The sequence below is a fragment of the Streptomyces sp. NPDC028991 genome (genome assembly GCF_055564775.1).
Map to the genome: position 1 here is coordinate 25,608 of NZ_JBVHVP010000030.1, position 24,732 is coordinate 50,339.

General features: G+C 68.5%; 24 protein-coding genes and 3 pseudogenes. 16 read left to right on the forward strand and 11 right to left on the reverse strand.

Annotated features, from left to right (window positions below):
* Positions 1–357: 357 nt before the first annotated feature.
* The 3 genes from ACZ4V1_RS32695 to ACZ4V1_RS32705 form a co-directional block, all read right to left on the reverse strand.
* Positions 358–1,077 carry an SGNH/GDSL hydrolase family protein gene (locus ACZ4V1_RS32695; protein ID WP_468343695.1) on the reverse strand — a complete coding sequence of 240 codons (720 nt, stop codon included), beginning with the start codon at positions 1,075–1,077 and terminating at the stop codon, positions 358–360.
* A complete protein-coding gene (locus ACZ4V1_RS32700) occupies positions 1,074–1,544 on the reverse strand; it encodes a cupin domain-containing protein (RefSeq protein WP_468343698.1) in 471 nt (156 codons plus the stop codon). Before ACZ4V1_RS32700 ends, ACZ4V1_RS32695 begins: the two co-directional genes overlap by 4 nt.
* An 82-nt stretch (positions 1,545–1,626) precedes the next feature.
* The gene (locus tag ACZ4V1_RS32705; RefSeq protein WP_468343701.1) at positions 1,627–2,463 is read right to left on the reverse strand and encodes a helix-turn-helix domain-containing protein; all 837 of its coding nucleotides are present in this window, start codon (positions 2,461–2,463) and stop codon (positions 1,627–1,629) included.
* Positions 2,464–3,137: 674 nt separating this feature from the next.
* On the opposite strand from ACZ4V1_RS32705, the gene ACZ4V1_RS32710 reads away from it, so the two are divergent.
* The 3 genes from ACZ4V1_RS32710 (at position 3,138) to ACZ4V1_RS32720 (ending at position 5,894) form a co-directional block, all read left to right on the forward strand.
* Positions 3,138–3,494: a hypothetical protein gene (locus tag ACZ4V1_RS32710; RefSeq protein WP_468343704.1), complete on the forward strand. Its 357-nt coding sequence runs from the start codon at positions 3,138–3,140 to the stop codon at positions 3,492–3,494.
* A 1,061-nt stretch (positions 3,495–4,555) separates the two neighbouring features.
* On the forward strand, positions 4,556–5,551 hold the full coding sequence (locus ACZ4V1_RS32715; RefSeq protein ID WP_468343707.1) for a hypothetical protein: 996 nt from the start codon (positions 4,556–4,558) through the stop codon (positions 5,549–5,551).
* 13 nt (positions 5,552–5,564) lie between these two features.
* Complete coding sequence (locus tag ACZ4V1_RS32720) at positions 5,565–5,894, forward strand: hypothetical protein (protein ID WP_468343801.1); 330 nt, start codon at positions 5,565–5,567, stop codon at positions 5,892–5,894.
* Here the strand turns inward: ACZ4V1_RS32720 and ACZ4V1_RS32725 are convergent.
* Positions 5,889–5,999, reverse strand: a pseudogene (locus tag ACZ4V1_RS32725) (IS481 family transposase); the annotation flags it as partial. The gene ACZ4V1_RS32720 and the pseudogene ACZ4V1_RS32725 sit on opposite strands and share 6 nt — an antisense overlap.
* Positions 6,000–6,200: 201 nt before the next feature.
* Here ACZ4V1_RS32725 and ACZ4V1_RS32730 point away from each other — a divergent pair.
* Both ACZ4V1_RS32730 and ACZ4V1_RS32735 read left to right on the forward strand, forming a co-directional pair.
* Positions 6,201–7,091 carry a MerR family transcriptional regulator gene (locus ACZ4V1_RS32730; protein WP_468343710.1) on the forward strand — a complete coding sequence of 297 codons (891 nt, stop codon included), beginning with the start codon at positions 6,201–6,203 and terminating at the stop codon, positions 7,089–7,091.
* Between the two features lie 98 nt (positions 7,092–7,189).
* A complete protein-coding gene (locus tag ACZ4V1_RS32735) occupies positions 7,190–7,618 on the forward strand; it encodes an IS5 family transposase (RefSeq protein ID WP_468343713.1) in 429 nt (142 codons plus the stop codon).
* A gap of 227 nt (positions 7,619–7,845) precedes the next feature.
* Here ACZ4V1_RS32735 and ACZ4V1_RS32740 read toward each other — a convergent pair whose 3' ends face one another.
* The gene (locus ACZ4V1_RS32740) at positions 7,846–8,475 is read right to left on the reverse strand and encodes a TetR/AcrR family transcriptional regulator (RefSeq protein ID WP_468343716.1); all 630 of its coding nucleotides are present in this window, start codon (positions 8,473–8,475) and stop codon (positions 7,846–7,848) included.
* A 121-nt stretch (positions 8,476–8,596) separates the two neighbouring features.
* Between ACZ4V1_RS32740 and ACZ4V1_RS32745 the strand changes: the two genes are divergently transcribed.
* The 4 genes from ACZ4V1_RS32745 (at position 8,597) to ACZ4V1_RS32760 (ending at position 12,445) form a co-directional block, all read left to right on the forward strand.
* The gene (locus ACZ4V1_RS32745; RefSeq protein WP_468343719.1) at positions 8,597–9,589 is read left to right on the forward strand and encodes an aldo/keto reductase; all 993 of its coding nucleotides are present in this window, start codon (positions 8,597–8,599) and stop codon (positions 9,587–9,589) included.
* A 183-nt stretch (positions 9,590–9,772) separates the two neighbouring features.
* Positions 9,773–11,068 (forward strand): ISL3 family transposase, encoded by a 1,296-nt coding sequence (locus ACZ4V1_RS32750; protein WP_468343786.1) that lies wholly within the window; start codon positions 9,773–9,775, stop codon positions 11,066–11,068.
* A 347-nt stretch (positions 11,069–11,415) separates the two neighbouring features.
* Positions 11,416–11,520 (forward strand): hypothetical protein, encoded by a 105-nt coding sequence (locus ACZ4V1_RS32755; protein WP_468343722.1) that lies wholly within the window; start codon positions 11,416–11,418, stop codon positions 11,518–11,520.
* Between the two features lie 322 nt (positions 11,521–11,842).
* Positions 11,843–12,445 carry an SMI1/KNR4 family protein gene (locus ACZ4V1_RS32760; RefSeq protein ID WP_468343725.1) on the forward strand — a complete coding sequence of 201 codons (603 nt, stop codon included), beginning with the start codon at positions 11,843–11,845 and terminating at the stop codon, positions 12,443–12,445.
* Between the two features lie 62 nt (positions 12,446–12,507).
* On the opposite strand, the gene ACZ4V1_RS32765 is transcribed toward ACZ4V1_RS32760, so the two are convergent.
* From ACZ4V1_RS32765 to ACZ4V1_RS32780, 4 genes and pseudogenes are all read right to left on the reverse strand, one after another.
* Entirely contained in the window at positions 12,508–12,630 is a 123-nt protein-coding gene (locus tag ACZ4V1_RS32765; protein ID WP_468343728.1) for a hypothetical protein, read from the reverse strand.
* A 22-nt stretch (positions 12,631–12,652) separates the two neighbouring features.
* Positions 12,653–13,467 (reverse strand): IS5 family transposase gene (locus ACZ4V1_RS32770; protein ID WP_468343789.1). Its coding sequence is split into 2 segments (ribosomal slippage): positions 12,653–13,107 and positions 13,107–13,467, totalling 816 coding nucleotides; the frame shifts between segments, so codons are not numbered across the junction.
* Between the two features lie 59 nt (positions 13,468–13,526).
* Complete coding sequence (locus ACZ4V1_RS32775; RefSeq protein ID WP_468343731.1) at positions 13,527–13,931, reverse strand: type IV toxin-antitoxin system AbiEi family antitoxin domain-containing protein; 405 nt, start codon at positions 13,929–13,931, stop codon at positions 13,527–13,529.
* Positions 13,928–14,782, reverse strand: a pseudogene (locus ACZ4V1_RS32780) (IS5 family transposase). The gene ACZ4V1_RS32775 and the pseudogene ACZ4V1_RS32780 overlap by 4 nt, the downstream one beginning before the upstream one ends.
* Before the next feature lie 180 nt (positions 14,783–14,962).
* On the opposite strand from ACZ4V1_RS32780, the gene ACZ4V1_RS32785 reads away from it, so the two are divergent.
* The 3 genes from ACZ4V1_RS32785 (at position 14,963) to ACZ4V1_RS32795 (ending at position 17,667) form a co-directional block, all read left to right on the forward strand.
* Entirely contained in the window at positions 14,963–15,349 is a 387-nt protein-coding gene (locus ACZ4V1_RS32785) for a hypothetical protein (RefSeq protein ID WP_468343734.1), read from the forward strand.
* A 177-nt stretch (positions 15,350–15,526) separates the two neighbouring features.
* Positions 15,527–16,219: a response regulator transcription factor gene (locus ACZ4V1_RS32790; RefSeq protein ID WP_468343737.1), complete on the forward strand. Its 693-nt coding sequence runs from the start codon at positions 15,527–15,529 to the stop codon at positions 16,217–16,219.
* A complete protein-coding gene (locus tag ACZ4V1_RS32795) occupies positions 16,216–17,667 on the forward strand; it encodes a HAMP domain-containing sensor histidine kinase (RefSeq protein WP_468343740.1) in 1,452 nt (483 codons plus the stop codon). The genes ACZ4V1_RS32790 and ACZ4V1_RS32795 overlap by 4 nt, the downstream gene beginning before the upstream one ends.
* A 203-nt stretch (positions 17,668–17,870) precedes the next feature.
* On the opposite strand, the gene ACZ4V1_RS32800 is transcribed toward ACZ4V1_RS32795, so the two are convergent.
* Positions 17,871–20,021 carry an MMPL family transporter gene (locus ACZ4V1_RS32800; RefSeq protein WP_468343743.1) on the reverse strand — a complete coding sequence of 717 codons (2,151 nt, stop codon included), beginning with the start codon at positions 20,019–20,021 and terminating at the stop codon, positions 17,871–17,873.
* Positions 20,022–20,283: 262 nt separating this feature from the next.
* On the opposite strand from ACZ4V1_RS32800, the gene ACZ4V1_RS32805 reads away from it, so the two are divergent.
* From ACZ4V1_RS32805 to ACZ4V1_RS32820, 4 genes and pseudogenes are all read left to right on the forward strand, one after another.
* Positions 20,284–20,478, forward strand: a complete 195-nt coding sequence (locus ACZ4V1_RS32805; protein ID WP_468343792.1) for a transposase — start codon at positions 20,284–20,286, stop codon at positions 20,476–20,478.
* A gap of 6 nt (positions 20,479–20,484) precedes the next feature.
* Positions 20,485–21,267, forward strand: coding sequence for an IS3 family transposase (locus ACZ4V1_RS32810; RefSeq protein ID WP_468343795.1), 783 nt, complete (start codon positions 20,485–20,487; stop codon positions 21,265–21,267).
* A pseudogene (locus ACZ4V1_RS32815) lies at positions 21,195–22,532 on the forward strand (IS30 family transposase). The gene ACZ4V1_RS32810 and the pseudogene ACZ4V1_RS32815 overlap by 73 nt, the downstream one beginning before the upstream one ends.
* Positions 22,533–23,952: 1,420 nt before the next feature.
* Complete coding sequence (locus ACZ4V1_RS32820; protein WP_468343746.1) at positions 23,953–24,363, forward strand: hypothetical protein; 411 nt, start codon at positions 23,953–23,955, stop codon at positions 24,361–24,363.
* A 50-nt stretch (positions 24,364–24,413) separates the two neighbouring features.
* On the opposite strand, the gene ACZ4V1_RS32825 is transcribed toward ACZ4V1_RS32820, so the two are convergent.
* Complete coding sequence (locus tag ACZ4V1_RS32825) at positions 24,414–24,581, reverse strand: hypothetical protein (RefSeq protein ID WP_468343749.1); 168 nt, start codon at positions 24,579–24,581, stop codon at positions 24,414–24,416.
* Positions 24,582–24,732 lie beyond the last annotated feature (151 nt).

The window sequence follows — 24,732 nt, forward strand, 5'->3', positions numbered from 1 at the left end:
TACGACGCGCGCGGGGCAGACAGAGGTACGACCCGAGCGCGTCCCGGGCCTCGGACGAGCAGCGCGCGGCGTCTTACCGATCGGCACCGAGCTGCTGCCCGAAGCCATCGATATCCAGCACGGGGAGTGCCTCCCGAACTGCCCGAGAAACGCTGCTCCTCGTCATCGACCGAGCCACCGGCTCGCCGAACGGGGTCGCGGTCGACGACAGCAGCTGCCACGGGACCGTGAGCCAGGTGGGCCTCGCGGTGGCCACGCAGCCAGACGAGCCGGATGGCCTAGGCGTTGACCGCCCGGCCGGTCGGACGCCACCTCCGCGCGGTAGATGGCATCCGACTGGCCGGGCGCCGGAACCGGCTACGCGCTCCGGGTCAGCAGACCGGCGTCGATGACCTCGGCGATAAGGGTGGCACCGCGGCTGTTCTGGTGGATGTGGTCGGTCGTGAGCACGAGACCTCGCCGCCGCGAGATCGTGTCGAGGCTGCGGCGCAGCACTGCGTGCTGGAGGAGGACACCGACGACCGCTGCGGGCGTCGCCTCCCGGTATGGAATCGGCGCCGGGTCCGCTTGGCGCAGTTCCTCGGTCTGGCGTTCGTGGAGCGGAAGGTAGGCCACCTCGTTGGTGGCGGTGACCTCAGAGATCATCCGGCTGTACGCCTGCGATGCCTGTGCCGCTGCTCCGTCGAGTTGTTGGCCGAGTACCGGTAGTGACAGCAGACCGATCGTCGCGTCGGTCTCCGCTCGCAGCCGTGCGACGACGGCTCCCAGGCACTGTTGGAACCAGCCTGCCGACGGGCGTTCGGGGAGCTGCTTGCGCTTCATGGCCTGCTCGATGGGGTAGCCGGCAAGGCTCGATCGGGCGTCGTTGGTCCCGATCAACACGGTGATCACATCGGGTGGGTTCGTGACGACGGTATCGAGGCGCTGCAAGAGGTTGTAGGCGAAGTCGCCGTTGGCGCCGAAACGGGCGAGCCGCACGTCACCGGGAGGGGGGCGTCGTCCGAGAAGATCCAGGTAGTCGACGCTGAACTGCGCGCGGGTGAGACTGTCGCCGAGGCACGCGATGCGTGTCGTCACGGCGCCACCTCCGGGCTGGGCGGGCCGACGCGTTCGGTCGGGCGGGTGTCGGTCCGAGGACGGTGGTCGGTGCCGAGGGTCGCGGTGATGGCCAGGATGGACGTCGGCCCCTCCATGTCGACCACGTGCCACACCCCGGCCGGGTTGATGGTGGCCTCGCCCGGCCCGAGCAGGACGCGCTCGGGCGCCCCGTCCACGTCGCGGGTGACCGTCACGGACCCGCTGAGGCAAACGACCAGTTCGTCGCCTGCAGGGTGGCTCTCCCAATGGTCGCCGAGCCCGTCGCCATCGAAGATCATCACCATCCGGCCCTCGGCGCCGTCCGCCGCGACCGCGGCGCTGTAGGCCTGGAGCACCTCCGGCTCCCAGGCGAAGCCCTCGACGGGTTTCGCTCTCGATCCCAGTCCGAGGTGCACCGGGGTGGTCCGCAGGTCCATGGCATCGCGTTCGTGGTTGAGGAGTCTCATGCCGTCGATCGTCCACGACAGCGATCGGGCGGTCTTGAAGAAAAGGGAAGAGAAGCCGACGCGACGGGCAGACGGTTGGCGGCTACCCGGCTCCGAGGAGGACTTCGCCGCGGCGCCAGGCCGTCGGCGACCGGCCCGTGAACTCGCGCCATTCCCGCACAAGATGGGCCTGGTCGGCGTAGCCGGAGACGGTTGCCACATCGCCCCATGGGAGCGGGTCCCGCGCCGCCGCCAGTTCGTGCGCGTGCTCGAAGCGCAAGACTCGGGCGAAGGTCTTCGGCGACAGCCCCACCTCACAGCGAAACCGCTCGGTGAGGTACCGACGGCTCCAGCCGAGTTCCGCGGCGACCGCACCAACCTGGACGCAACCCCGCGCGGCGACGAGGCGGCGCCACGCCTCGGCCACCTCGGGGCGCACCCAGCGCACCTGGTCGCCGCAGGCGCCACGGCCGACAGCACGGAGGAGCAGTTCGTCCAGCGCGGTGAACCGCGCCGCCCATGTTGTCGCCGATCGGAGCCGGTCGACCAGCTCGACGGCAAGCACTCCGAGGAGCTCGTCAAGAGGGACCAGTCGGTGGGCGAGCTCGGCGGCGGGCATGCCGTAGACGGCCCGGGCCCCGAGCGGTGTCAGCGATATCTGAACACCTCGCTGGCGTCCGTCGTGGTGAATCGCGACGGACCGGCACATCAGACCGCCGGCCACGCTGCCGAATCGGGTGACCGGTGACCCGTCGTCAACGCCCGCCGCCACCTCCAGAGGATCTGACAGGCTGATCACCGCAGTGAGCGCGCGGCTCGGGGGGCCGCAGTGCACCCCCGGCGGAAGCCCGCGGAGGTTGAACCCGACATACGAGTCGACGTACTCCCGCAAGGCTGGCGCCGGACGTGCAGCGATGCCGGTGGCCGTGTGGTCCTCCATTCTCGTCAGTGTACGAGCCGCCCAGCGGACACCCGCTTGAAGAGCCCGCCGTCACGCGAGTCGTCTGACCTGCATGTCACCACTCTCACGATCCACCTTCACGGCGTGACCGGCCTGCGTGAGGATCGCCCAAGGCGCATGGCACAGAGCTGAACGGGTGCCCCCATACTCGGCATCCGGCCGTCCGGCCGGATCCAGCTCCTCCCCTCCCCAGCCCACCACCACGGCTTCCGCTTCGCGGTGCACCCACAGGCCCGCCCCCCTCTCCCTGCCGGCCGAGGCGACATCGAACCCGGCACGGTGTGTCCGGCAGCCTGTCTCATCGACGTTGCGCGAATGCTCCCGTGCGCGTGAGTACGAGTACTCACGCGCACGGGGCGGCTTGATCACAGACTTGGCGCATGAGATGAACCTCTGTCCTGACCGGCACGGTTGCTCGCTTCCCGCGCCGCCCACGGCACACGCTCGCGATTACAGCTCTTGCCGCTCTGGCGCTCGCCGCCTGCGGCACCGAGAAGACAAGCGCCGGCGGACTGCAAAGCGAGCCCGCTGACACCGCCGAGGCCCGACCCAGCCTCACGGAGGTACTGGACAGGGTCGAGCAGTCGTGTCCCCCGAGCGCCCCTCCGGAGCCGCCGCCGAGCGGTCCGGCACTGCCACTGCCGCCCGGTGCGGTGGAGATACCGTCGGACGTCGAGCCCATCGCCCCCACGGCGGGGCCGGAAGTCGAGTTGAGTGCTCGTGACTGGTGCGCGAGTAATCTCCACGAGGAGCGCATCGCCCAGGCGCTCTGGGATCTGGCGGATCCCACCCCCGCCAAGGTCAGGACAATCCTGAACGACCTCGGCTATGTCGACGAGCGCATTCACGACCTGAAGCAGTCGGGTGCGACCACACGGTTCTTCCTTGACCTGCGTGACAAGGGCGGACGGCTTTGCTTGGAGGGCTTGGCAGCCGACGAGGAGACCGTCGTCGAAAAGTGTGTAGCCCCCGTGTCCGGCCCATTCATGTCAGGAAAGCGAAATCAGTGAGTCGGAGGTCGGTGCCTCAGTCACTCAACTTCGGTGAGACTCGTTCAAGGTTTGGTGGGACAGGACAACCGGCCTCGAACGGCTCCTCGAACTGAGCCGCTCCCTTCCGGCCCTGCCCGACGGCCTGTCAGGCCGTCTGCACTTCGTGTACGAGGGCATCGCCTGGACCGGCAAGGGCCGCAAGCGCAAAGCGCAGGGTCGCACCTGGCTCAGGACCGCCGACCTCGTCCACGACTACGGCGCCGACCGGGTGCTCGATGTCGTGGCCGCGGCCCTGAGCGCGGGCGGAGAGGGCGGAGACGACGACGGCGTGCGCCTGGCCTGCCTCCGCTACGCCTGCGCGGTGTCCCACACACTGGAGACCGATGGGCGCAGGGCTCCACGTCTGAAGGATCTCCGGGTACCGACGCGGGGAGGCTGGTCGGAGGCGAGCCGCGCCATGTTCGGGCCAGGGTGGTCCGGCGAGCATTCCTCCGTCGATGACACTCTGACCCGGCTTTTGGAGCGCGTCCGGGGACTGTCGTCCGTGCTGATCCAGACCGAGCGGCGGCTTCTCCTGCGTCCCGACGAGCTGTGCGGGGGCATGCCCCCCGTCGAGGCCATGCGGCGCTTCGTCGAACGGCACGGCGTGGCTCACGGCCTCCGTCCCCGGCACGAGGTCTTCCGCACCGAAGTGCGAGGCGAGGCCCTCGACAGGCCCGCCCAGTTCTGGTCCCCGAGCAGGCAGGATCTGCTGCCCCAGTGGCGGACGACCGCCGAGCGCTGGCCGAACCGGCGGCGGGTCGGCTACCTAAAAGTCGCATACCACTCACGCTTCCGTACCGCGGCCGTGCTGCCGGGACAGGACGACTACGCCGCCTTCGGCGAGGAGGACCGCAGGCTCTACGCCGAACTCGTCGTGCATGGCCTCGCCTTCTCCTGGCCCGACTCCGCGCTGGACTCACTTCGTACGTCACACCGACTCCGCCGGGACCCCGTGGCCCACTCCGCTGGCCGCCTTTCTCGCCCTCGCGCCGTGGATCCCGCAGACCGCCGTCCCGGGCGCACCCGCGGAGGGGACCGTGTTCGCCACCGCAGGGCGGGCCTGGTGGTGGCAGGGCACGCAGTCCCCGCCGCCGTTCCTCGGCGTGGTGCCCGCGACCTTGCGCAGGAGGCGGTCCGTCAAGCTCGTGGCACGCCTCGGTCTGCTCGGCATCCGCTCCTGGGACGACCCCGGCGTCGCGCTCGACCGGCTTGGCCACCTGCCTGAACTGGTGCAGGCCGGCCCGCATCTGCGCGAAGGCAGGCACGCGCACGAGATCGGGCAGGAGTACGAGAAGGCGTGGACCCAGCTGCTGCCCGCCGAGGGCGGCACACTCACCGCCGAGGGCGGGCCCGCCACGCCACCGCACCGGCTGCTAGTCCACCGGGCCGGTGCCCTCGAACCGCTGGACCCGGCGGAGACGGACGAGACGGTCTTCGTCCCGGATCCTGACGGGGCCCAGAACCGGGCCCTCCTTGACCGCGTCCCGGTGCCCGTGATCCCGATCAGGGACAGGGCGCTGGGCGCCCGGGTCCACGCCTTCCTCGACCAGGGGACGACGTTCGACATCCAGCGATGCGGCGACGCCGCACACGACATCCAGGTCGACGCGCTGCCCGTCCGTGAGGCGATGCGCCTGCCGCTGACCCGGTACGCGGGCCCCTGGCTGCTCACCCTGGTCGCCGCTCTGCTGGAGTTCGACGAGGAGCGCGCGTCCCGGACGGCGCCTGTGGCCGTGGCCGAGGCGACCGGCAGGTTGAGGGCGTTGCCCGGGCCGTCGTCCCATACGGCGCTGGTCGTGTCTGGGGTCGAGTCGCCGGAAGTTGCAAGGAGCCTCGGCAGGGTGCTGGTGGGCCTGCTCCTCGGCGCGGTGAGATGCAATGTCAGTCTTGCAGCCGCTCTTCTCGTAGGAGGGGCGGACGATCGGGAACAGCTTGTGGGCGACGTAGTCGAACTGATCGGGGCAAACAACTCATTCGTCACTGACGGCGAGATCCCTCTTCCGCGACACGAAAAGGAACGCATGGCTCGCTGAGGGCCTGCTTCATGTGCTTCTGGTCTTGCAGAACCGAGATCCCGGAGAGCTTCTTGGCGGACGTATTCACGCGCTGCGTCAGATGCATCCCATTCCGACCCAGCAGGGTTTCGACGCCGTGGCTCTTTACGTGCATGGGGATGTGCTGTCTCTAGCGATAGGGGAGAGCAAGGCGTCCCGTCTCGATGGCAGCGGGCAGTCGACTCAAGCAGCGAAGATGTTCAAGAGCCTTGATTCGGGAGATCATCTGCGTCACTTGAGGCAGGAGCTCATGGCGCTGGAAGAATACCTGTCGCCCGACCTCGCCGGGCAAGTGGCCAATTCCGTCCTGAACCACGCGTGAGATGCCCATCTCGGCTGCGACATGCGCGACCGGGCGGCCTGTGCGGACACGCTCGATGAGCAGCCGCCTGCCGTGAACGGTCAGCCGGGCATTGCGGTGGGACACGAAGACTTCCGTGCGGTGCAGTCCTAGACAGCTCCACCACACCGGAGGTCTTCGCCATGATCAAGTCCCGCCAGCGTTAACAACGCTCGTGGTCAATACAGCCAGGGCCTGGCTCCGGTGGCACCTGGATGGGGTTGTTGCACATGCCGTAGCGGCATGTGGTGGGGTCGGGGCACCACAGCACGAAAGGCTCTGTCTGCGATGTACCCCTCCCTCGCGCCTCCTCGGCAGGTCAAGATCGGTGATGCCGCTGCGTTCGCCGGGATCACCCCACGCGCCATCCGCCACTACCACGAGATCGGTCTGCTGCCGGAGCCCGAGCGCGGCGGGGACGGCCGCCGCCGCTACGGCTATGACGACCTGACCCGCCTGCTGTGGATCCGCAAGATGGCTGATGCCGGTATCAGCCTGGACGACATGCGGGCCGCCTTCGGCGAAGCCCGGGACGAAGCTGGAGACGAAGCCGTGGCCCAAGCCCCGGATATCGAGTCGGTCCTGAGCAGGCTGGAGGAAACCTTGGCGGCGCAGGAGGCCGCCATCAAACGTCGGCGCGCCGCTGTCCAGCGCCTGCAGGCGGTGGGCAACCCGCTGGGGCTGCTCTCCGAACTGGTCACGGACCGGCTCAGCCACCTGCCCCCGGGCGCGTTGCGCCCCTCCGATCTGGACACCCTGCTGGTCACGGAACGGATCTTCGGGCCGCTGGGCGCCGCCATCCAGGCCGGCACGTTCATCGTGCTGGCCACCCACCCCGACCTGCGGGCCGAGGAGGACCGTCTTGAGGCGGCCGAGGCCGCCCTCGACGACGGCGTTGAACCCGACGACCCGCGCGTCGAAGAGCTCGCCGTACAGCGATGCACTCACCAATTAGTCCTGAATCAGGCCATCGAGGCAGCTGGTCTCGACGCGGCCGAGGAGAAGATCTTCGAGATCTACGACGCCGACCTGAAAGGGGAGGAGGGCACAGAGATGAGTGCCGCCGCAGCGATCACCAAGACGCCTTACGACTTCTCTCCTGCCCGGATGCGCTGCGTGGAACTCGCCGGACGGCTCTTCGGCGAGGCCCTTGCCGACGCCCACTCCGCGGACAGCTGATCCCGCCTGTGCCTGGCACTGACGTGGCCCGACAGCCGGTCGCGTTCATCCGCATGTGACCGGTTGGGTCAGACGTCGAGCCCGGGTCGTAACCTAGAGTGACATCACAACTGGCCGTACGTGGGGATTCCGAACTGGCCGCTGACATACGTCGCCATGGACTGTCCGATGCTGAGTGGGAGTTCGTCCGACCGTTGCTGCCCGAGTCATTGCGGGGCCGGAAGCGGCTGGACGACCGCAGGGTCCTGAACGGGATCGTGTGGAAGTTCCGGACCGGGACGGCCTGGCGGGATGTGCCCGACCGTTACGGTCCGTGGGCCACGCTGCATACGCGCTTTCGCAGGTGGGCGGCGGACGGGTCGTTTGACCGGATGCTGCGGGCCGCGCAGGCGAAGGCGGATGCGGCGGGTGACATCGAGTGGCTGGTGTCCGTCGATTCCACGGTCGTTCGGGCTCACCTGCATGCGGCGGGGGCCCGAAAAGAGGGCTCCGCGCCCCGGCCCTCAGCCGGTCCAGGGGTGGTCTGACGACCTCGGAGGAATCGGCGGAGGCTACGCGCCGATGAAAATCTCCCGGACCCGGCCTACCGGTCCGTGCGCACGGATGAGAGGTTCGGGTGAGCGGCCGGCGACGGCTCTCCTTCACACTGCCCGCCGTGAGCCCCGACCGCAGTACCGCCGTCATCTGCTGGCGACGCCATCTTCGACGGACACACCCGGGGTGTGCGTCAAACCAAACGGTTTGAGCGTTGTTCTCAGCCCGGGCGAGGGAACATGCGCTCGACGGCGGCCACCAGTGCGGCGCGGCGGGCGGTGATGGAGGGAGCTACGGCCTGGTCTGCGGCAGCGGCGGCGATTTCGGGCTGACCTGCCCAGGTCATGGCGATCTGGTTGATCAGGGCGAGGACGTCGACCGGGTCCCAGGCCGGGTCGAGCAACCCGGTGCGCTGAGCGTCGCGGAGTTGGTCGAGCTTGCCGGCGATCGTGGTCTGGAGGCGGCTGGCGGTGCTGCCTGCGGGCTCGACCAGCTCCAGGCGGCCCCACATGATCAGGCGGTAGTGGTCCGGACGTGCCGTGAAATGGTCGAAGAGGGTGCCGACATAACCGGGCAGGTCGGTCGGGTCCAGCTGAGTCGCCTCGACGAGTGCGGTCGTCTCGCGTTCGGCGACGTGCGCGTAAAGGGCTTCCTTGCTGCGGAAGTAGGCGTAGACACGTTCCTTGCTCGTCCTGGCCTGCTTGGCGATGCGGTCCACGCGGGCGCCAGCGATCCCGTGCCGGGCGAACTCCTCCTTGGCTGCGGCGACGATCCGCTGGCGCGTGGAGTCGGCGGGCTCACCCGCGATGGCGGCGTCCGAGGTCTGGCCAGGGTTGGTGGAGGAAGGCATGAGCCCAGGATAGGCGACCGAACCGTTCGGTTTTGCGTTGCACTCCGGGCAGGCGTAGGTTCACACCGAACAGTTTGGTTTGGTCGGCTATAAGGTGCCGACATACACGAGGAGCGATTGCATGCAGCACCGCAGCCTGGGACAGCAGGGACTACGCGTCTCCGCGCTCGGACTGGGCGTGATGGGGATGTCCATGGCCTACGGCCCCTCGAACGACGAGGACGGCATCTCCACCATCCACCGCGCCCACGAACTCGGAGTCGACTTCTTCGACACCGCCGAGGTGTACGGCCAAGGCACCGGCAGCAACGAGACGCTGCTCGGCAGCGCAGTCAAGGACTTCCGCGACGAGGTCATCCTGGCCACCAAGTTCGGCTTCGACATGACCAGCAAGACGCCGGGGAGCGGTGTCAACAGCCGCCCCGAGAACATCCGCAAGGTCGCCGAGAACAGCCTGCGCTACCTCCAGACCGACTCCATCGACCTCTTCTACCAGCACATCTCCGACCCCGACGTGCCGGCCGAGGAGGTCGCTGGCACTGTTGGTGGCCTGATCACCGAGGGCAAGGTGCAGTACTTCGGCCTGAGTAACGTCGGCCCGCAGTACATCCGCCGCGCCCACGCCGTCACCCCGGTCACAGTCCTTCAGTATGAGTACTCGGTCTTCGAACGCGAGGTAGAGGACGAGATCCTGCCGGTCCTGCGGGAGCTGGGGATCGGCCTTGTGCCGTACTCGCCGCTCGGCCGCGGCTTTCTCTCCGGCGTGGTCAAGCCCGCCGACGAGTATCCCGAGGGCGACATGCGTCGCTGGGACGAGCGCTGGCAGGGCGAGAACTACGCCTACAACCTGAACGCCGCCGAGCAGCTCCGAAAGCTCGCCGCCGCCCAGGGCATCACCCCCGCCCAGCTCGCCCTGGCCTGGCTGCTCGCCCAGGGCGAGGACGTCGCCCCGATCCCGGGCACCCGCAGCGCCGCACGTCTGGAGGAGAACGTCGGCGCCACCGACGTAGAACTCACCGAGACCGACCTGGCCCGTATCCGGGAAGTCCTCCCCCAAGGCTCCGCAGGCAGCCGCTACCCGGCCTCGATCATGGCTGGCTACCGCACCGCCTGACAGCCTGTCCACCAAGTTCGGCGGTCGGGTCTGTCAAACGAGCGGCTCTTCCAAGATTTTCGTAGGCGTTGATCGTTCCAGTGATCTGCCGCGAGGAGGGGGCTGCTGCTGCCAGGCTGCTGACGTGTGAATGTCGCTGTTGAGGAACTGCTGCCCCAGCTCGCGGGGTTATGGATCGAGCGTATGGATGCCAGTCCGGTGATGTTGAGCATCACCGCGTTCACCAGGAATGACGTGTCCCAGCCCTGCCCGGGGTGCGGGCAGGGCTGGGACTGGACGCACTCTCGGTACGTGCGGCATGTCGCGGACGAGGCGGTCGGCGGACGGCCGGTGGTGATCGATCTGTCGGTACGGCGGCTGTACTGCGAGAACCCCGCCTGCCCAAGGGCAACGTTCGTCGAGCAGGTCGACGGGCTGACGGAGCGCTACCAGCGCCGGACCCCGGCTCTGCGGCGGTTCGTCGAGGCGGTCGCGGTGGCACTGGCGGGTTCGGCAGGGGCCCGGCTGCTGGCGGTGCTGCACCAGACCCTGTCCTGGGCGACGGTGCTGAACTGTCTGATGCGTATCGCGCTGCCGGACCGGCCGCCGCCCGTGGTAGCCGGGATCGACGAATTCGCCCTGCTCAAGGGGCACCGCTACGCAACGGTCATCATCGATGCCGACAGCGGGCGGCGCGTCGACGTGCTGCCCGACCGGAAGGCGGCCACCGTGACCGCCTGGCTGCGCGAGCATCCCGGCGTCCGCGTGGTGTGCCGCGACGGCTCGGGTTCCTTCGCCCAGGCAACCACCAATGCCGACCCGACCATCGTGCAGGTCGGCGACCGCTGGCACCTCTGGCACGGCCTGGCCGAAACAGCCCTGAAAGAGATCGGCGCGCACGCCTCGTGCTGGAGCAAGTTCGGCCCGCCGCTGCGCGAGGGCAAACGCGCCGCCACCACCCGGGAACGGTGGCAGCAGGTCCACGACCTCCTCAACCAGGGCGTCGGCCTGCTCGCATGCGCCCGGCGCCTGGGCGTCTCCCTCAACACGGTCAAGCGCTACGCCCGCCACAGCGAGCCGGACCGTATGGTCCGCGCCCCCGTCTACCGGGCCTGCCTCATCGATCCCTACCGCGACCACCTGCGCAAACGACGAGACGAAGACCCAGCTGTCCCTGTCACCCACCACGCCCACGCCTGCCCCGAGATGGCCGTACTGGCCGGCCAGATCCATGCCTTTGCCGACCTACTCATCCCGCGCGAGGGCAACGCGGAGAAGCTGACGGCCTGGATCACCCGGAGCCACAGCGCTGACCTGCCCTTTCTCCACTCCTTCGCGAACGGTCTGGAGCGTGACCGAGCCGCCGTCGACGCCTCCCTCACCCTGCCCCACCACAACGGCCGCACCGAGGGCGCCAACACCAAGATCAAACTCCTCAAGTGCCTGATGTACGGCCGTGCCGGCCACCGCCTCCTGCGTCACATCATCCTGCTCAACTGACGCGCAGTCACGGACGATCAACGCCTACGAAAATCTTGGAAGAGCCGAACGATTTACAGTCCCACTTTTGATCGTCGATCACGGCCGTGTGGTGGGGAACGTGTCTCGTGCAGCGATCATCCGCGCCCGGAGGGTCACGGGCCTGTCGGCCAGCGTGATCACTGAACTTGTCGCAGAGTTAGGCCGTTGTGGCAGGAACGACACCAGATCGAGCTTGCGTCCCGTTCGCGGAAGCGCGCGGTGGGCGCGGGTGCGAAGCGGTGGCTGGTGTTCATCGACCGGCTCCTGGCCAGGCTCGTACACTCCGGCATGCCGCCACGCACGACGTGCTCGCCTGCTGGTTCGGTGTGGACCGCTCCACCATCACTCGGGCCATCGCAGAGGTGCCGCCCTTGCTTGCCGAGCAAGGGGGGCACCATCAGCCCGGGTGTGCGGCTGCGGACCCGAGCTGAGGTCATCGACCACCTCGGTTCCGACGGGAAGACCGGGATCATCGACGGCACCGAGATTCGGGTCCGCCGCCCGGCCGCCGGAGGCAAGGATCCCGACAAGAGTCCGCGACGTCTGGTCGCACTGGGCTACCGCGCAGTTGAGGCTGCCCGGAGATCCGGGCAGCACGATCAGCTGACCCTTTTGTCGCACGGCCCGCCATGGTCGGACGGCCAACTCTGCGTCGCAGCCTCTGTCGCCGCTCACCAAGGGATCAGATTTCGTGACCAGCGATGAGCTCACTTCTCATGACCGATGGCGTTCCTGTTTCCTAGGGTCTGACTCATGACTGATCAAGAGACTGCAGGCCGGTCGCAGGGAGTGAGTGCGGCGTGGGAGTGGATCGTTGAGTGGCTGAGGGTGAATGCCCCCCGTTCACACGCGGCACTCCGACCGGGCGCTTCGGACGCATTGCTTATAGAGGCTGAGGAGCGCCTGGGCTTTCCCGTGCATGCGGATCTGAGGATCCTGTGGGCCTTGAACGCTGGCGTGGCGGATGACCACATGTTCGGCGCGCATTTCCTCGACGGCGATGGGTTGCTGCCGCTCGAGGTTGCGCTGGATACACGGGAGTTTCTGACTGATGCGTGGCCCGACTGGGCCGAGGGATGGGTGCCGTTCACGGCGGACGAGGTGACGGCGCCGTGGTCCGGCTCGTTTGTGGACTGCCGTACTGGCAGGCTCGGCGTGTGGGGCATGGAGACGGAGCCCGAGGAGGAAGACGGACTGGATCTGGCCGGCTGGCTGGAGTTGATCATTCAGGCCTTGAGAGACGCCGCCGGGCCTTTGGTGGGACCCGGCAATGCTCCCGGGCTCGCGGGCGGGGCACTGGTGTGGCTTGACCCTCGCGACGTGCACGTGGAGGGGTGGGCTTCGCTCCGCCGCTAACCGCTGTGCCGCCCCAGTCGAAAAAGGCCGGGGCGGCACAGCAGCTCATGTACGCGCCTGTGTCAGGGGATAGTGACGGGGTCGAGGTCGGTGATCTCGCAGGTGACGATCTCCTTCATCACTGCGTCGTCGCAGCCGAGGTCAGCCAGAGGCGCATAGATGTAGAAGGGGTCCGTGTCGAGCATGCGGTAGGACTTAGAGGTCCTGTCAAAGGCGTTGGACATGGCGGTGAGTGATCAGGCAGGCGGCGAGGCCGAGGAAGGCTTCGTGGATGTCGTCGCGTCGTTCCCAGCGGATCCGCAGGCGGCGGAAGCCGTGGAGCCAGGCGATGGTGCGCTCGACCACGTAGCGGAAGACGCCCAGGCCGGAGCCATGTTCGACGCCTCGTTCGGCGATGACCGGTCGGATCCCGCGCTGTCGCAGCAGGCGGCGGTACTTGTCGTGGTCGTAGCCGCGGTCGGCGAGGAGTGCGTCGGGCCGGTGTCTGGGCCGGCCCACGACGCCGGCCACGGCCGGGACCTTGTCCAGCAGCGGCAGCAGCTGGGTGACATCGTTGCGGTTTCCGCCGGTCAGCGACACCGCGAGCGGGATGCCCTGGCCGTCGGTGAGGACATGGTGCTTGCTGCCCGGTCGTGCACGGTCGACCGGGCTGGGCCCGCTTTTGGGCCGCGCCGAGCGGCCCGCACGTGGGAGGAGTCGATCACCGCCCGCGACCAGTCCAGCTTCTTCGCCGACCGCAGCTTCTGCAGCAGTATCAAGTGCAGTTCGTCCCACACACCGGCCTCGTTCCAGGCGGCCAGGCGGCGCCAGCACGTCATGCCGGATCCGAAGCCCAGCTCCTGGGGCAGGTACTCCCACTGGATGCCGGTGTGCAGCACGAACAGAATCCCGCACAGTGCCTGCCGGTCGGGGACCCGCGGCCTGCCCTCCACCAGCTTGGGACCCGGCTCGGGCAGTAACGGCTCGATGAGCGACCATAGTTCGTCCGACACGATCCATGGCCGCGACTGTCGTTTCCCCACGAACAGCCCAACGACACTCAAGCCGAAAGTCACATGATCAACAACTTCTGTTAGGGCCTCTAAGTCCGTTTCTGATAGCGGCCGCGTCCGGGTTGTTCGAGAAGTCCTTGGCGGACGAGTCGTCCCAGGCGGGAGCGGGTGACGTTGATCGAGGGCTCGTCGGTGGGCAGGCCGAGGTGTTCGTGCAGATCGCGGACGCGGAACACCTTCCCGGGGTGCTCGTTGAACGTGGTCACGATTCGCTGGTAGACGGTGGCGGTGGCGGTCTCCTCAGGTGCCGTTGTGTGGTCGGGAGGGGTGAGGCCGTCGATGACCTTGCGGGTGGCGGCGAGCTCGGCCAGGCGGGCTTCGGTCTCGGCGAGGGCGGTGGTGAGCCGCTCGATCTGCTCGCGCAGGTGGTCGGCGCGGGCTGCGGTGTCTTCGTGTTCGGTCTGCAGCAGCCGCAGGAGTTCGCTGACGTTCACGCGGCCAGCTCCACGTCGTCCCGCCAGGCGGGGGTAGGGGTGGTGAGGCGGCGGAGCATGCCGGCGGTGGAAGCCCAGTAGACGCGGGAGGCCGCATTGTCGGGCCGGTGGTCGTAGTCGCGGGCGAGGCGCCGGTGCAGCATGAGCGTGCCGTTGACCTGCTCGACCACCCACCGCTTCGGTTGCGGGACGAAGCCCTTGCCCTGGTCGTCGGGGTTGCGGCGGACCACCTGGACGGTGATGTCCTTCACCGCCCCGTGGATGACCACGGCGTCCTTGAAACCCTGGTCGACCAGGACCTTCTCCAGGCACATCCCGCATCGTTGGGCCGCCTGGTCCAGCAGGGCGATGCCGGCCTCGTTGTCGTGGGCGCTCGCGGCGAGGACAACCACGCCGATGATCAGGCCCAGCACATCGACGGCGAGTCCCCGCTTCCTGCCGGGCGTCTTCTTGTTCGCGTCCAGTCCCGTCGTTTCCCTCGGCACCCCGGCCGCCACGCGGACGGACTGGGTGTCGATGATCACCAGGGACGGGTCCTCTTATCGTCTGGACCGCTCCCGCACCTGGCAGCGCAGGATCTCCTGGATCCGCTGGTCAAGGCCGTCCTGGCGCCACAAAGTGAAGTAGTAGAATACCGCCGACCAGGCCGGGAGGTCATGTGGCAAGAGCCGCCACTGACAGCCCGTCCGGTTCTGGTGGAGCAGCGCGTTCACGACCTCGCGCAGGTCGCAGGAGCCTGGGTCCCCGGTCGCCGACCGGGCCACCCGCTCCTGCTTCCACGCGGTGACCAGCGGCTCGATCAACGCCCACTGCTCGTCGGACAAGTCGGTTGCGTACGGCATCCGTTCCAAGCCTGCGACCCCATCATGCACACGACATGACGCGAGGGGGGGAAGGAACCACCCCATCACCCACGAACGGGCGACACCACATCACCCAGGAACGGGACTTAACACCCTCTCAAAGCCCTCGATGTCCTGCTGCGAAGCGACCAGGACATCACAGTCTCCGGACTGGCCCGCGCGGCACGAGTGGACCGCACCTACCTCTGCCGGCACCGCGACCTCCTCGAACGCGTCCACGCCGCCGCAGCAGCCCCACCAGAAGAAGGCCGGATCGCGGCCGTCCGCCGGGCCTCGCTGCAGACAGACCTCACCAACGCGCTGGAGCGAAACAGACGGCTGACAGCCCGGGTCCGGCAGTTGGAGAAGCGTCTGTCCGAGAGCCTTGGTGAAACCGCCTGGAAGGAATCCGGCCTTGGCGCGTCCGCCGACATCGACCAGCTTCAACGTCGCATCACGTTGCTCGAACAACACCTGGCCGACATAGGGAGCCAGCTCGATGAGCGGACCGAGGAACTCGATGCTGCGCGGGCGGCTAACCGGGGACTGACCCGGGCACTGAACCAGGCCCGCTGACGCCAGCTGCCGGGTGCGATGCCGGTCATCTGGACCTGCCTTGCTCATGAGCCGACGGTGGGTTCCATTTCGCAGGTATCCGTAAGAGCGTGGTCCCCAGCGACGCTCTAATCGTGGCCTCAGGTTGATCGGGGACAATGAGCGCTAAAAACATCGACTGGAAGGGGGCGGGCTGGCGTGCGGATCATGATTGCGGATGATGAAGCGGCCATCCGTGAGTCGCTGGAGCGGGTGCTCCAGGTCGAGGGTTACGACACCAGCACCGTCGCCAACGGTCTCGCCGTGCTCGACGGGGTCGATGGGGCCGACGGCGACACGCTGGATCTGCTGATCCTCGACGTGATGATGCCCCGCCTCGGCGGGTTGGAGACCTGCCGGCGGTTGCGGGCCGCGGGGCGGGATCTGCCGGTGCTGATGCTGACCGCCCGTGACCAGGTCTCCGATCGGGTCACGGGGTTGGACGCGGGCGCCGACGACTACCTGCCCAAGCCGTTCGCCACGGAGGAGTTGCTGGCCCGGGTGCGGGCCCTGCTGCGCCGGCGCACGCCGACCGACGGGGAGTCGCAGATCCTGTCGTTCGCCGACGTCCAGCTCGATCCCGACAGGTTCGAGGCGTGGCGGGGCGGGCGGCCGCTGCGCCTGACCCGGACCGAGTTCTCCCTCCTGCAGGTCCTCATGAGTAACGCGACCCGGGTCTTGACACGCGACACGCTGTTCGAGGCGATCTGGGGCTTCGACATGAGCGCCACCGCCAACAACCTCCAGGTATACGTGAGTTACCTGCGCCGCAAGATGGAGGCCGAGGGTGAGCCGCGATTGATATACACGCTGCGCGGCCTGGGTTACGTGCTGCGGGAGACTCCTCCGTGAGCGGGCCCGCCGGCCGGTTGCCGCGCTGGCTGACCCGATGGTGGCGCCGGCGGTCCCTGCGGGCCAGGCTGACGGTGATCGCGGCGACGGCCATCGCGGTGAGCGTGTTCGTGGCCTTCCAGGTGGCCAGCGAACTCCTGGGCTGGGAGCTGCAGGACAGCGCGAAGAATCAGCTGCGCGCCGACTCCCGCGTCCTGGCGACGAACGCGCAGCGCGCCGGTCTGGCGCAGGTTCAGCTACCGCCGTATCCCGGATCAGGTCGGCTGGTGCGGGTCATCCTGCCCGACGGCTCGACCCGGACGCCGGCCGGCCAACCCGCGCTGCCCCCCGTCAGCGAGCACGCCGGGCGCGTGGCGCAGGGCGCGTCGGCCGACCTGATGGAGTCCAACGACAGCGACGAGGACGGCTACATCATCTACACGCTGCGGGCGGGCGACGGCGCAGTCCAGGTGGCCCAGGTCGCCGACGACAGCCCGATCAACCAGTTCGGGTTCGGCATGCTGCTGATCGGGCTGCTCTGCGTGGTCGGCGGCGCCCTTGTCGGGCGGACCGTGGCACGGACCGGGCTGGCACCGATCGACAGGCTGACCGCCGCCGCGGTACGTGTCGCGCACACCCGGGATCTCGACGCCGACATCCCAGATGAGGGCGGTGGGGAGATTCGGCGGCTGATCCAGTCGATCAACGACATGCTCGCCGCGCTCCGGGACTCCCGTCGGGCCCAGCGGCTGCTCGCCGAGGACGCCGCCCACGAGCTCAAGACCCCGCTCACCAGCCTGCGCCTCAACGCCGAGCTGCTGATACGGCTCGATCGGCGCGGCACCCTGGACAGCGCACTGCCGGCGGAGAGCCGGACCCGGCTGCTCAACGATCTCGGCGCCCAGGTGGCCGATTTGAGCACCCTTGTCGCCGAGCTGACCGACCTGGCGCGCGGTGACGTCAGCGACGAGAACACCGAGCTGCTCGACCTCGCTGACGTGGTGGCGGCCGCCGCGACCCGGGCGCGTTCCCGCGTGCCCGACGTTGAGGTCGCGCTCGACGTGACCTCTGTGTGGGTGAGCGGGCGTCCCGCTGCGCTCGAGCGGGCGGTGCTCAACCTCATTGACAACGCCGGTAAGTGGTCCCCCGCGGAGCAGCCGGTCCAGGTCCGGCTCCGTGCCGAGGACGCGTCGGTGGTGCTCGAGGTCGACGACGCCGGGCCGGGCATCGACGCTGCCGACGTACCGCGAGTGTTCGACCGGTTCTACCGTGCCGAGAGCGCCCGGGCGTTGCCGGGATCCGGTCTGGGGCTGTCGATCGTGCAGCGGGTCGTCGACGCCCACGGCGGCCGGGCCAGCGTCGCCCGCTCCGCACGCGGTGGTGCGCTGCTTCGCGTCGACCTTCCGGCCGCGGCCCCGCCCGCCCCGATCGCGCGGGTCACCGCCGGGGAGGACACCGCGGCGTGCTGACCCGCCCTGCGGCGCGGCGCAGGACGAGGGACGGCGGCCCTCGGGCATGGCCCCGCGCGGCTCACCGTCGGGCTGGACTCCGCGGTGCGCCGGCCCCAGTCCCGGCGTGTGGCGCAGGACCAAAGGGCGGCGGCCGTCGGGTCCTTGAAAAAGATCCGGGGCGGGCCTGGGGCCTGTCCCGGATCTCGTCCGTGTCGCCGCGCTCACCGTTGCAGTGCGGGCTCCTCGTCGTCGGCGAGCGGCTGTTGACCGTCCGGCAGCTGTGCCGCTGGGCGGGACAGCCGGCTCGGCCACCAGATCCGCCGGCCGATCAGCAAGGTGAGGGCGGGTACCAGGACCGACCGCACCAGCAGGGCGTCGAGCAGCACGCCGAAGGCGACCAGGAACCCGACCTCGATCAGCATCACCAGCGGAAGTGTGACGAGGACCGCGAACGTGGCCGCCAGGACCAGGCCTGCCGAGGTGATGACGCCACCGGTGGCGGAGAGGGCTTTGAGCATGCCCTTTCTGGTGCCGAGACGCATGGTCTCCTCCCGGGCCCGGCTGGCCAGGAAGATGTTGTAGTCGACGCCGAGCGCCACCAGGAACAGGAATGCCAGCAGCGGCACCGAAGAGTCGATGCCCTTGAACCCGAGGATCGTGTCGAAGACGAACACGCTGCCGCCGAAGGCTGCGGCGAATGAGACGATCACGGTGGCCATCAGGACCAGCGGGGCCAGGATCGCGCGCAGCAGCAGCCCGAGGATGATCAGGACGACGGCGAGCACCAGCGGGATCACCAGCTTCTCGTCGCGCTTGGTGGTCACCTCGGTGTCGAGGTTCTCCGCGCTCGGCCCGCCGACGATCGCCTCCGCCCCGCTCACCGTGTGCACGGCGGTGCGCACCCGCTTGATCGTGTCGTACTCCGCGGCGGTGTCCGGCGCGTCTTTCGGGAACACGGAGATGTTGGCCCAGCCACCGTTGGTCTGCTCCGGGATGGCCAAGGCCACCCCGCGAGTGTCCTTGACGATGTCGAGCACTTTCTCCTGGTGCGCCGGCCGCGTGAAGACCGTCATCGGCTGGCCGCCGAGCTCGGGGAAGTGCTGGCGCAGAACGGTGAAGCCGGTGACCGACTCCGGCGCGGACAGGAACTGGTCCTGCTCCCGCAGGGCGCCGCTGTTGCCCGCCAGCCCGATGGCGAGCACGCCGAGGACTCCGAGCGAGCCGAGCGTCGCCACCCACCGGCGGCGGCTGATGGCGGTGCCGAGCCGTCCCCACAGCCCCGGCTTCTCCTCCACGGCCGTGCTGAACCGCGGGATGGCCGGCCAGAAGATCCGCCTGCCGAGCACCACCAGCACCGCCGGGAACAGCGTCAGCATGGCCACCAGCGCGCACAGGATGCCGGCCGCACCGATCGGGCCCAACCCGCTGGTGCTGTTCAGGTCCGCGACGAGCAGGCAGAGCAGGCCGGCGACCACGGTGGCAGCGGACGCGACGATGGCCGGCGCCGCGCCGCGTAGCGCGTGGACCATCGCGACCCGGACGTTCTCATGGTGGTGCAGTGCCTCCCGATATCGGGCGATGAGCAATAGCGCGTAGTCCGTGCCGACGCCGAATACCAGGATCGTCAGCAGCGCCGAGTTCTGGTCGTTGACCACGATGCCGAAGCCCTTGACGAGCAGGTAGACGGTCCCCATCGCGGTCAGTGCGGCCGCGCCAACGGCCATCAGCGGGATGATCCACAACACCGGGCTGCGGTAGGTGAGGATGAGCAGGAGCGTGACGACGGCGATGGTGGTGAGGAGGACCTGCTCGTCGATGCCGTCGAAGACGGCATCCATGTCGCCGTCGATCGCGCCAGGGCCGGTCACGTCGAGTTCCAGGCCGCCGGGGCGGTCCTTCGCGGCGTCACGCAACGGGCCGACGATCTCTTCCGGTGGGCCGTAGGCCATGCTCACATCGAGGGTGAACGTCATCGCCTTGTGGTCGGTGGAGAGGCTCGTCGGTGAGCCCTCGTCGTCCTCGTCGGCCGCCGTCGTCGTCTTCGGCGGGTACTGCTTGGCAAGGGTGTTGTAGTGGCGCTCGACCGTCGCGCGGTCGGCGTCGGTCATGCCGTCGGCCCGGTGGTACACGAAGACGAACGTGTTGTTGTCACCGCCGGGGAGACTGTCGTCCAGCGCCGCCACCTTGGTGGACTCGGCACTGGCCGGCAGGGTGTCCACGGCGCTGTCGGTGGTGACCGAGCTCAACTTTCCGCTCAGCGGCACCATGCCCACCGCCAGCACCAGCCACAAGCCAATCACCAACCACGGCACCCACCGGCCCGCCAACCGGCCGGTCGGCGCTCCCCCGGACGGCGCTGCGTTGTCTGCCATCACTAGCCTCCTACATACGGGTTGCATCGCTTATCTGGATGCCGACTTCCTACGGAGCGAACCTGAGATGACTGTTAATGCGGTGCTCAGGCCGGTTGGCCGAACCATGTGCCCGGCGCACGCACCGGCGTGGTGGCGTCGCGGTCCTGCCCGGTGGGCAAGGCCCGGGCGACACAGCCGTCGGGCCCGATGAGCAACGCGTGCGGCCTCGGGCCGTCCGGTCGCGCACATCGCCCGGGATCTGGGCATCGACAAGGAAGCCCTGCGGCAATGGGTCCGCCAGGCCGAGACCGACCAGGGCGACCGGCCTGACCTGCTCAGCACGGCCGAAAAGAGTGAACTCGCTCAACTCCAGAGGGAAAACGCGGAGTTGACAAGGGCGAACGAGATCCTGAAAGCCGCCTCGGTGTTTTTCGCGAAGGAGCTCGACCAGCCCCGCACGAAGCCGACGCGGTGATCAACCATCTCCGCGACGACTTCGGGGTCGAGCCGGCCTGTCGGGAACTGGGCCTGTCGGGAACTGGGCCTGTCGGTCTCGGCATACAACGCCCGCCGCAGGCGGCCGAAGTCTGCCCGGCGTCTGCGCGACGAGCAACTGCTGGCCAAGATCCGTGCAGCTCACGCCACGTCCGGCGAGACCTATGGCGCCCGCAGGATCCACCACCAGCTGCGGCGCGAAGGAGCCACCGCGGCCCGCTGCACCATCGAACGCCTCATGCGCGAGGACGGCCTGGAGGGCGTCATCCGCGGCCGGCGACGTCGGACCACGGTGCCCGAGCCGACCGCCCAGCGCCCGCCAGACCTGGTCAACCGGCTCTTCACCGCGACCCGGTCGAACCAGCTCTGGATAGCCGACCTGACCCATGTCCGGACCTGGTCCGGCTGGGTCTATGTCGCGTTCGTCCTGGACGTGTACTCACGCACGATCGTGGGATGGCAGCTCGCGACCCACATGCACACCGATCTCCCGCTGGACGCCCTGAAGATGGCGCTGTGGCGCCAGGGCATCAAGAAGGGATCGGGCCTGATTCACCACAGTGATCGCGGCAGCCAAGGCGAATTCAACCGGTCGTCGCAACACCTTGATCACGGAGGTCTTGGATGGGACGACAGGGAAAGCCGATGCCGCAGGCGCCGGCCGGGGCGCGACGGCAGTGGGCCGCGGATCGGGCGATGCGGGCGCCGATGCGCTCGCCCGGGCGGCCGGAGCCGTCGCGCGCTGTGCAGCGGGAGTTCTGGCACCTGATCGCGTCGGGGGTCACAACGGTCCAGGCCGCCGAGGGGGTCGGCGTGTCGGCACCGGTCGGGATCCGGTGGTTTCGGCACGCTGGCGGGATGACGCCGCTGAGCCTGGATGAGCCCACGGGCCGGTACTTGTCGTTTGCCGAGCGCGAGGAGATCGCCCTGCTCAAGGCCCGGGACAAGGGGGTACGCGAGATCGCTCGCACGATGGGCCGTGACCCCGGAACTGTCTCTCGCGAACTGCGCCGCAACGCTGCGACCAGGGGCGGGAAGCCGGTCTACCGCGCGGTGGTGGCGCAGTGGAAGGCACAGCAGGCCGCAAAGCGTCCGAAGGCGGGCAAGCTGGTGGGCCACGAGCGGTTGCGTGAGTACGTGCGGGACCGGCTCGTCGGGAACGTGCGCAGGTATGACGGCACGATCGTCCCGGGCCCCAGGACACCGCGGTGGAAGGGGTTGAACAAGCCTCGTCGCCAAGACCGGCGCTGGTCGACGGCATGGAGCCCGGAGCAGATCGCGCATCGGCTGAAGCTCGACTTCCCCGATGATGAGTCCATGCGCATCAGTCACGAGGCCATCTACCAGTCGCTGTTCATCGAGGGGCGTGGTGCGTTCAAGCGTGAGTTGGTCACGTGCCTGCGAACGGGTCGGGCGTTGCGGGAGCCGAGGGCCAGGTCACGCAACAAGCCTCAAGGGCATGTCTCCTCCGATGTCGTCCTCAGTGAGCGCCCTGCCGAGGCCGACGACCGGGCCGTGCCAGGGCACTGGGAAGGTGACCTGATCATCGGGACGGGCAGGTCCGCGATCGGAACGCTCGTCGAGCGACGCAGTCGTTCAAAGCTCCTGGTCCAACTGCCACGCATGGAGGGCTGGGGCGAGAAGCCGTATGCGAAGAACGGGCCGGCCCTCGGCGGCTACGGGGCCGTTGCGATGAACGCCGCACTGACGGCGGCGCTGACCATGTTGCCCGACCAGTTGCGCAAGACGCTGACGTGGGATCGAGGGAAGGAGCTCTCGGGCCAACGCGGGTGTTCTTCGCTGACCCGCACTCACCGTGGCAGCGCCCGACGAACGAGAACACGAACGGTCTGCTGCGGCAGTACTTTCCCAAGGGCACCGACCTGTCACGCTGGTCCGCTGACGATCTCGCGGCCGTCGCTCACACGCTCAACAACCGGCCACGAAAGATCCTCGGGTGGAAGACGCCCGCCGAAAGTCTTCGAGGAGCAACTACGATCGCTTCAACAAGCCGGTGTTGCGACGACCGGTTGAACTCACCCTGTATTCGATCGACGACTTCAAGTCTGACGTCGGGTTCGTCGGATCGACTGCGACGATCGGCGGAGTCATCGGCGGCGGCGTCGGGTCCGTCGTCCCAGTGGTCGGCACTGGCTTAGGCACCGTGGTAGGCGGTGTGGCAGGGGTCTCCTTCGGGGTCGGCTTCCTCGTCGGTGAAGCTCTGGGGAGCTAGTCACACTCTGAAACGACCCCCAGCTCACCTGACTGAAGCTCCGGGGCGGCGGCAGCGCCACCCCGGAGCCGAGTCACTTCCCAAGGAGAAGGAATTGGATAAGCGCCAACTGGTCCTGTTGCTGACAGTAATCATCGCCTGCGGGGTAGCGGGACTGGCCATCGGACTGATGGGTTTCTCACGGACAACAGCACTTATTGCCTTCGCCATCATCGCGGCGCCCTTGATCTACCTGATTTTCAGTCGGTCACAACAGGGCAGGTAGCAACCCCGGCCCCAGACTCTGGAGTGGCCGGGCGAGGCGTACTTCTACCAATGACGTGGCCGCATCGAGTGACGGACTAGGGCTCACCATCCCGCAGGAGGTGTCGGGACAGGCATCAGCGAGGGGGAGGCCCGCTCCAACAGTGCGCGGTCAATTCGGAAGACGCGTGCCCTCTCGTCCTGCTGCCTACGACTTCGGCGCCGTCTGAAGCCGGGGCCGTCATGGAAGGCACCGGTCTGGACGGCTCCGCCTCCTGGGCTGTGCAGTGTCGGCGCCAGAGGGCGAGTGGGCTTGCGTGGACCGAGGGCTACATGTCCTGTACCGACAGGGTCACGCCCCCAGGCAGCGCGGTCAGGTGCGCCCGCTTCCGGTTTGGTGCGTTGTCCGGGTAGGGGAGGGGTCCGTAACGATGAGGCGGGGCGAGGACGGGTCCGGGCGCGGCCGTTGGGCTGCCCGTGTCCGTCGCGTGGGAGCTGTGTGGCTTATCGGGCCGCCGACCGGGGGCTGGCGAGGCGTCGGGTGGGGCCGGCTGGAGAAGGGGTAGGACAACTCCGAGCAGGTGCCGCACCTCTTCGAAGAACGAAGTGTCCTCGATCAGTGGGGTGCTGTCGGTGAGGGAAGGGCTGCGGCCAGCGGACGCGGTGAGAAGCCGCTGGGCGTCTCCGTGCCCGTGCCGGGCGGCTTCGGCGATGAAGAACCACGCGTCGTCTTTCCAGTCTTCACCGGCGAGGAGTGCGACCAGAGCGAGCCGGAACAGCGCGCCCGGGTGGCCGGCGGCGGCCGCTGCTCCCAGCCAGTCGGCGGCCGTGGACAGCTCGTCGCGGCCCAGAGCTTTGGAGCCGAGCCGGTACTACGAGTTCGCCTCCTGGCGCGCTTCGATATCCAGCTCGTAGAGGACGCTGAGGGGGCCGAAGTCGCCGTCGGGACGATCCCAGACGTCGGGGGGGCCAGCGAGCTTGTCGATCAGTGTCAGCAGCTCGGCCGGTACCGTCGGCTTCGGGGCGGCCGCCGCTGCCCTCAGTGAAGCGGCGCACAACCGTCACTCTACGGATCGACATCTGCGTATCGGCACCGGCGGTCACACGCACCAGGCCGCGTTCGTCACGGAGGTCTGGGACGAGGAGCCCCGTCAGGCGGAAGCGGGCGCTTGGGAGGGGGGCGCGGACGCTGAGTGGTACTGCAGGTCTGGTGAGGTGATGCTGTGGTCGTACGGTGGGCCGAGCGAACCGGTGATCGAGCTGGGAAGGCCCGACACGTGGTGGCGCGTGCGGGTTCAGGTGGCCGGCCGACGGCGTGTGCGGGAACTGGCGCAGCAGGAAGTCCCTGCCGGGGTAGAGCGGTCCCTGCTGCAGTTCTGGCCCGTCTGAGCCGGGGGCGGGCTGTGCGCCTGTCTCCCTACAGCCTGCCCCCGGAACTGTCAGATGATCTTTATAAGGAACCCGTCGTCGGATCCGTCGATGATGCGGTTGAGACGGTAGAAGTCAGCCATGAGCCGGCCACCCGCGCCGTTGTCTTCCTTGAGTATGGGCCTGGCCGAGAACTTCTTGTCCCTCCCCAGCCCCTTCTCGCACTTTGCCGCTGTCATCGTGTGCGCTGGTTCTGCATACAGACCGGCAGCCGCCGTAGTGGCGCTCAAGGCTTGCGGTGCAGGAGCCGGCCCCGATGGGGCTGAGGATCTCGGTGCGTACGAGGCTGCAGGTCCGACCGCTTCCATGGCCGCTCGCCGTCAGGCGCTG

Bases quoted from the DNA above. Each gene is read 5' to 3' on its own strand.
- ACZ4V1_RS32730 (WP_468343710.1), top strand. From the start codon at position 6,201: ATGTACCCCTCCCTCGCGCCTCCTCGGCAGGTCAAGATCGGTGATGCC.
- ACZ4V1_RS32825 (WP_468343749.1), bottom strand. From the start codon at position 24,581: ATGACAGCGGCAAAGTGCGAGAAGGGGCTGGGGAGGGACAAGAAGTTC.
- ACZ4V1_RS32700 (WP_468343698.1), bottom strand. From the start codon at position 1,544: ATGAGACTCCTCAACCACGAACGCGATGCCATGGACCTGCGGACCACC.
- ACZ4V1_RS32765 (WP_468343728.1), bottom strand. From the start codon at position 12,630: ATGCTCGACACGGACCCCTTCTACATCTATGCGCCTCTGGCTGACCTC.
- ACZ4V1_RS32740 (WP_468343716.1), bottom strand. From the start codon at position 8,475: ATGCCTTCCTCCACCAACCCTGGCCAGACCTCGGACGCCGCCATCGCG.
- ACZ4V1_RS32760 (WP_468343725.1), top strand. From the start codon at position 11,843: ATGACTGATCAAGAGACTGCAGGCCGGTCGCAGGGAGTGAGTGCGGCG.
- ACZ4V1_RS32745 (WP_468343719.1), top strand. From the start codon at position 8,597: ATGCAGCACCGCAGCCTGGGACAGCAGGGACTACGCGTCTCCGCGCTC.
- ACZ4V1_RS32800 (WP_468343743.1), bottom strand. From the start codon at position 20,021: ATGGCAGACAACGCAGCGCCGTCCGGGGGAGCGCCGACCGGCCGGTTG.
- ACZ4V1_RS32750 (WP_468343786.1), top strand. From the start codon at position 9,773: ATGGATGCCAGTCCGGTGATGTTGAGCATCACCGCGTTCACCAGGAAT.
- ACZ4V1_RS32705 (WP_468343701.1), bottom strand. From the start codon at position 2,463: ATGGAGGACCACACGGCCACCGGCATCGCTGCACGTCCGGCGCCAGCC.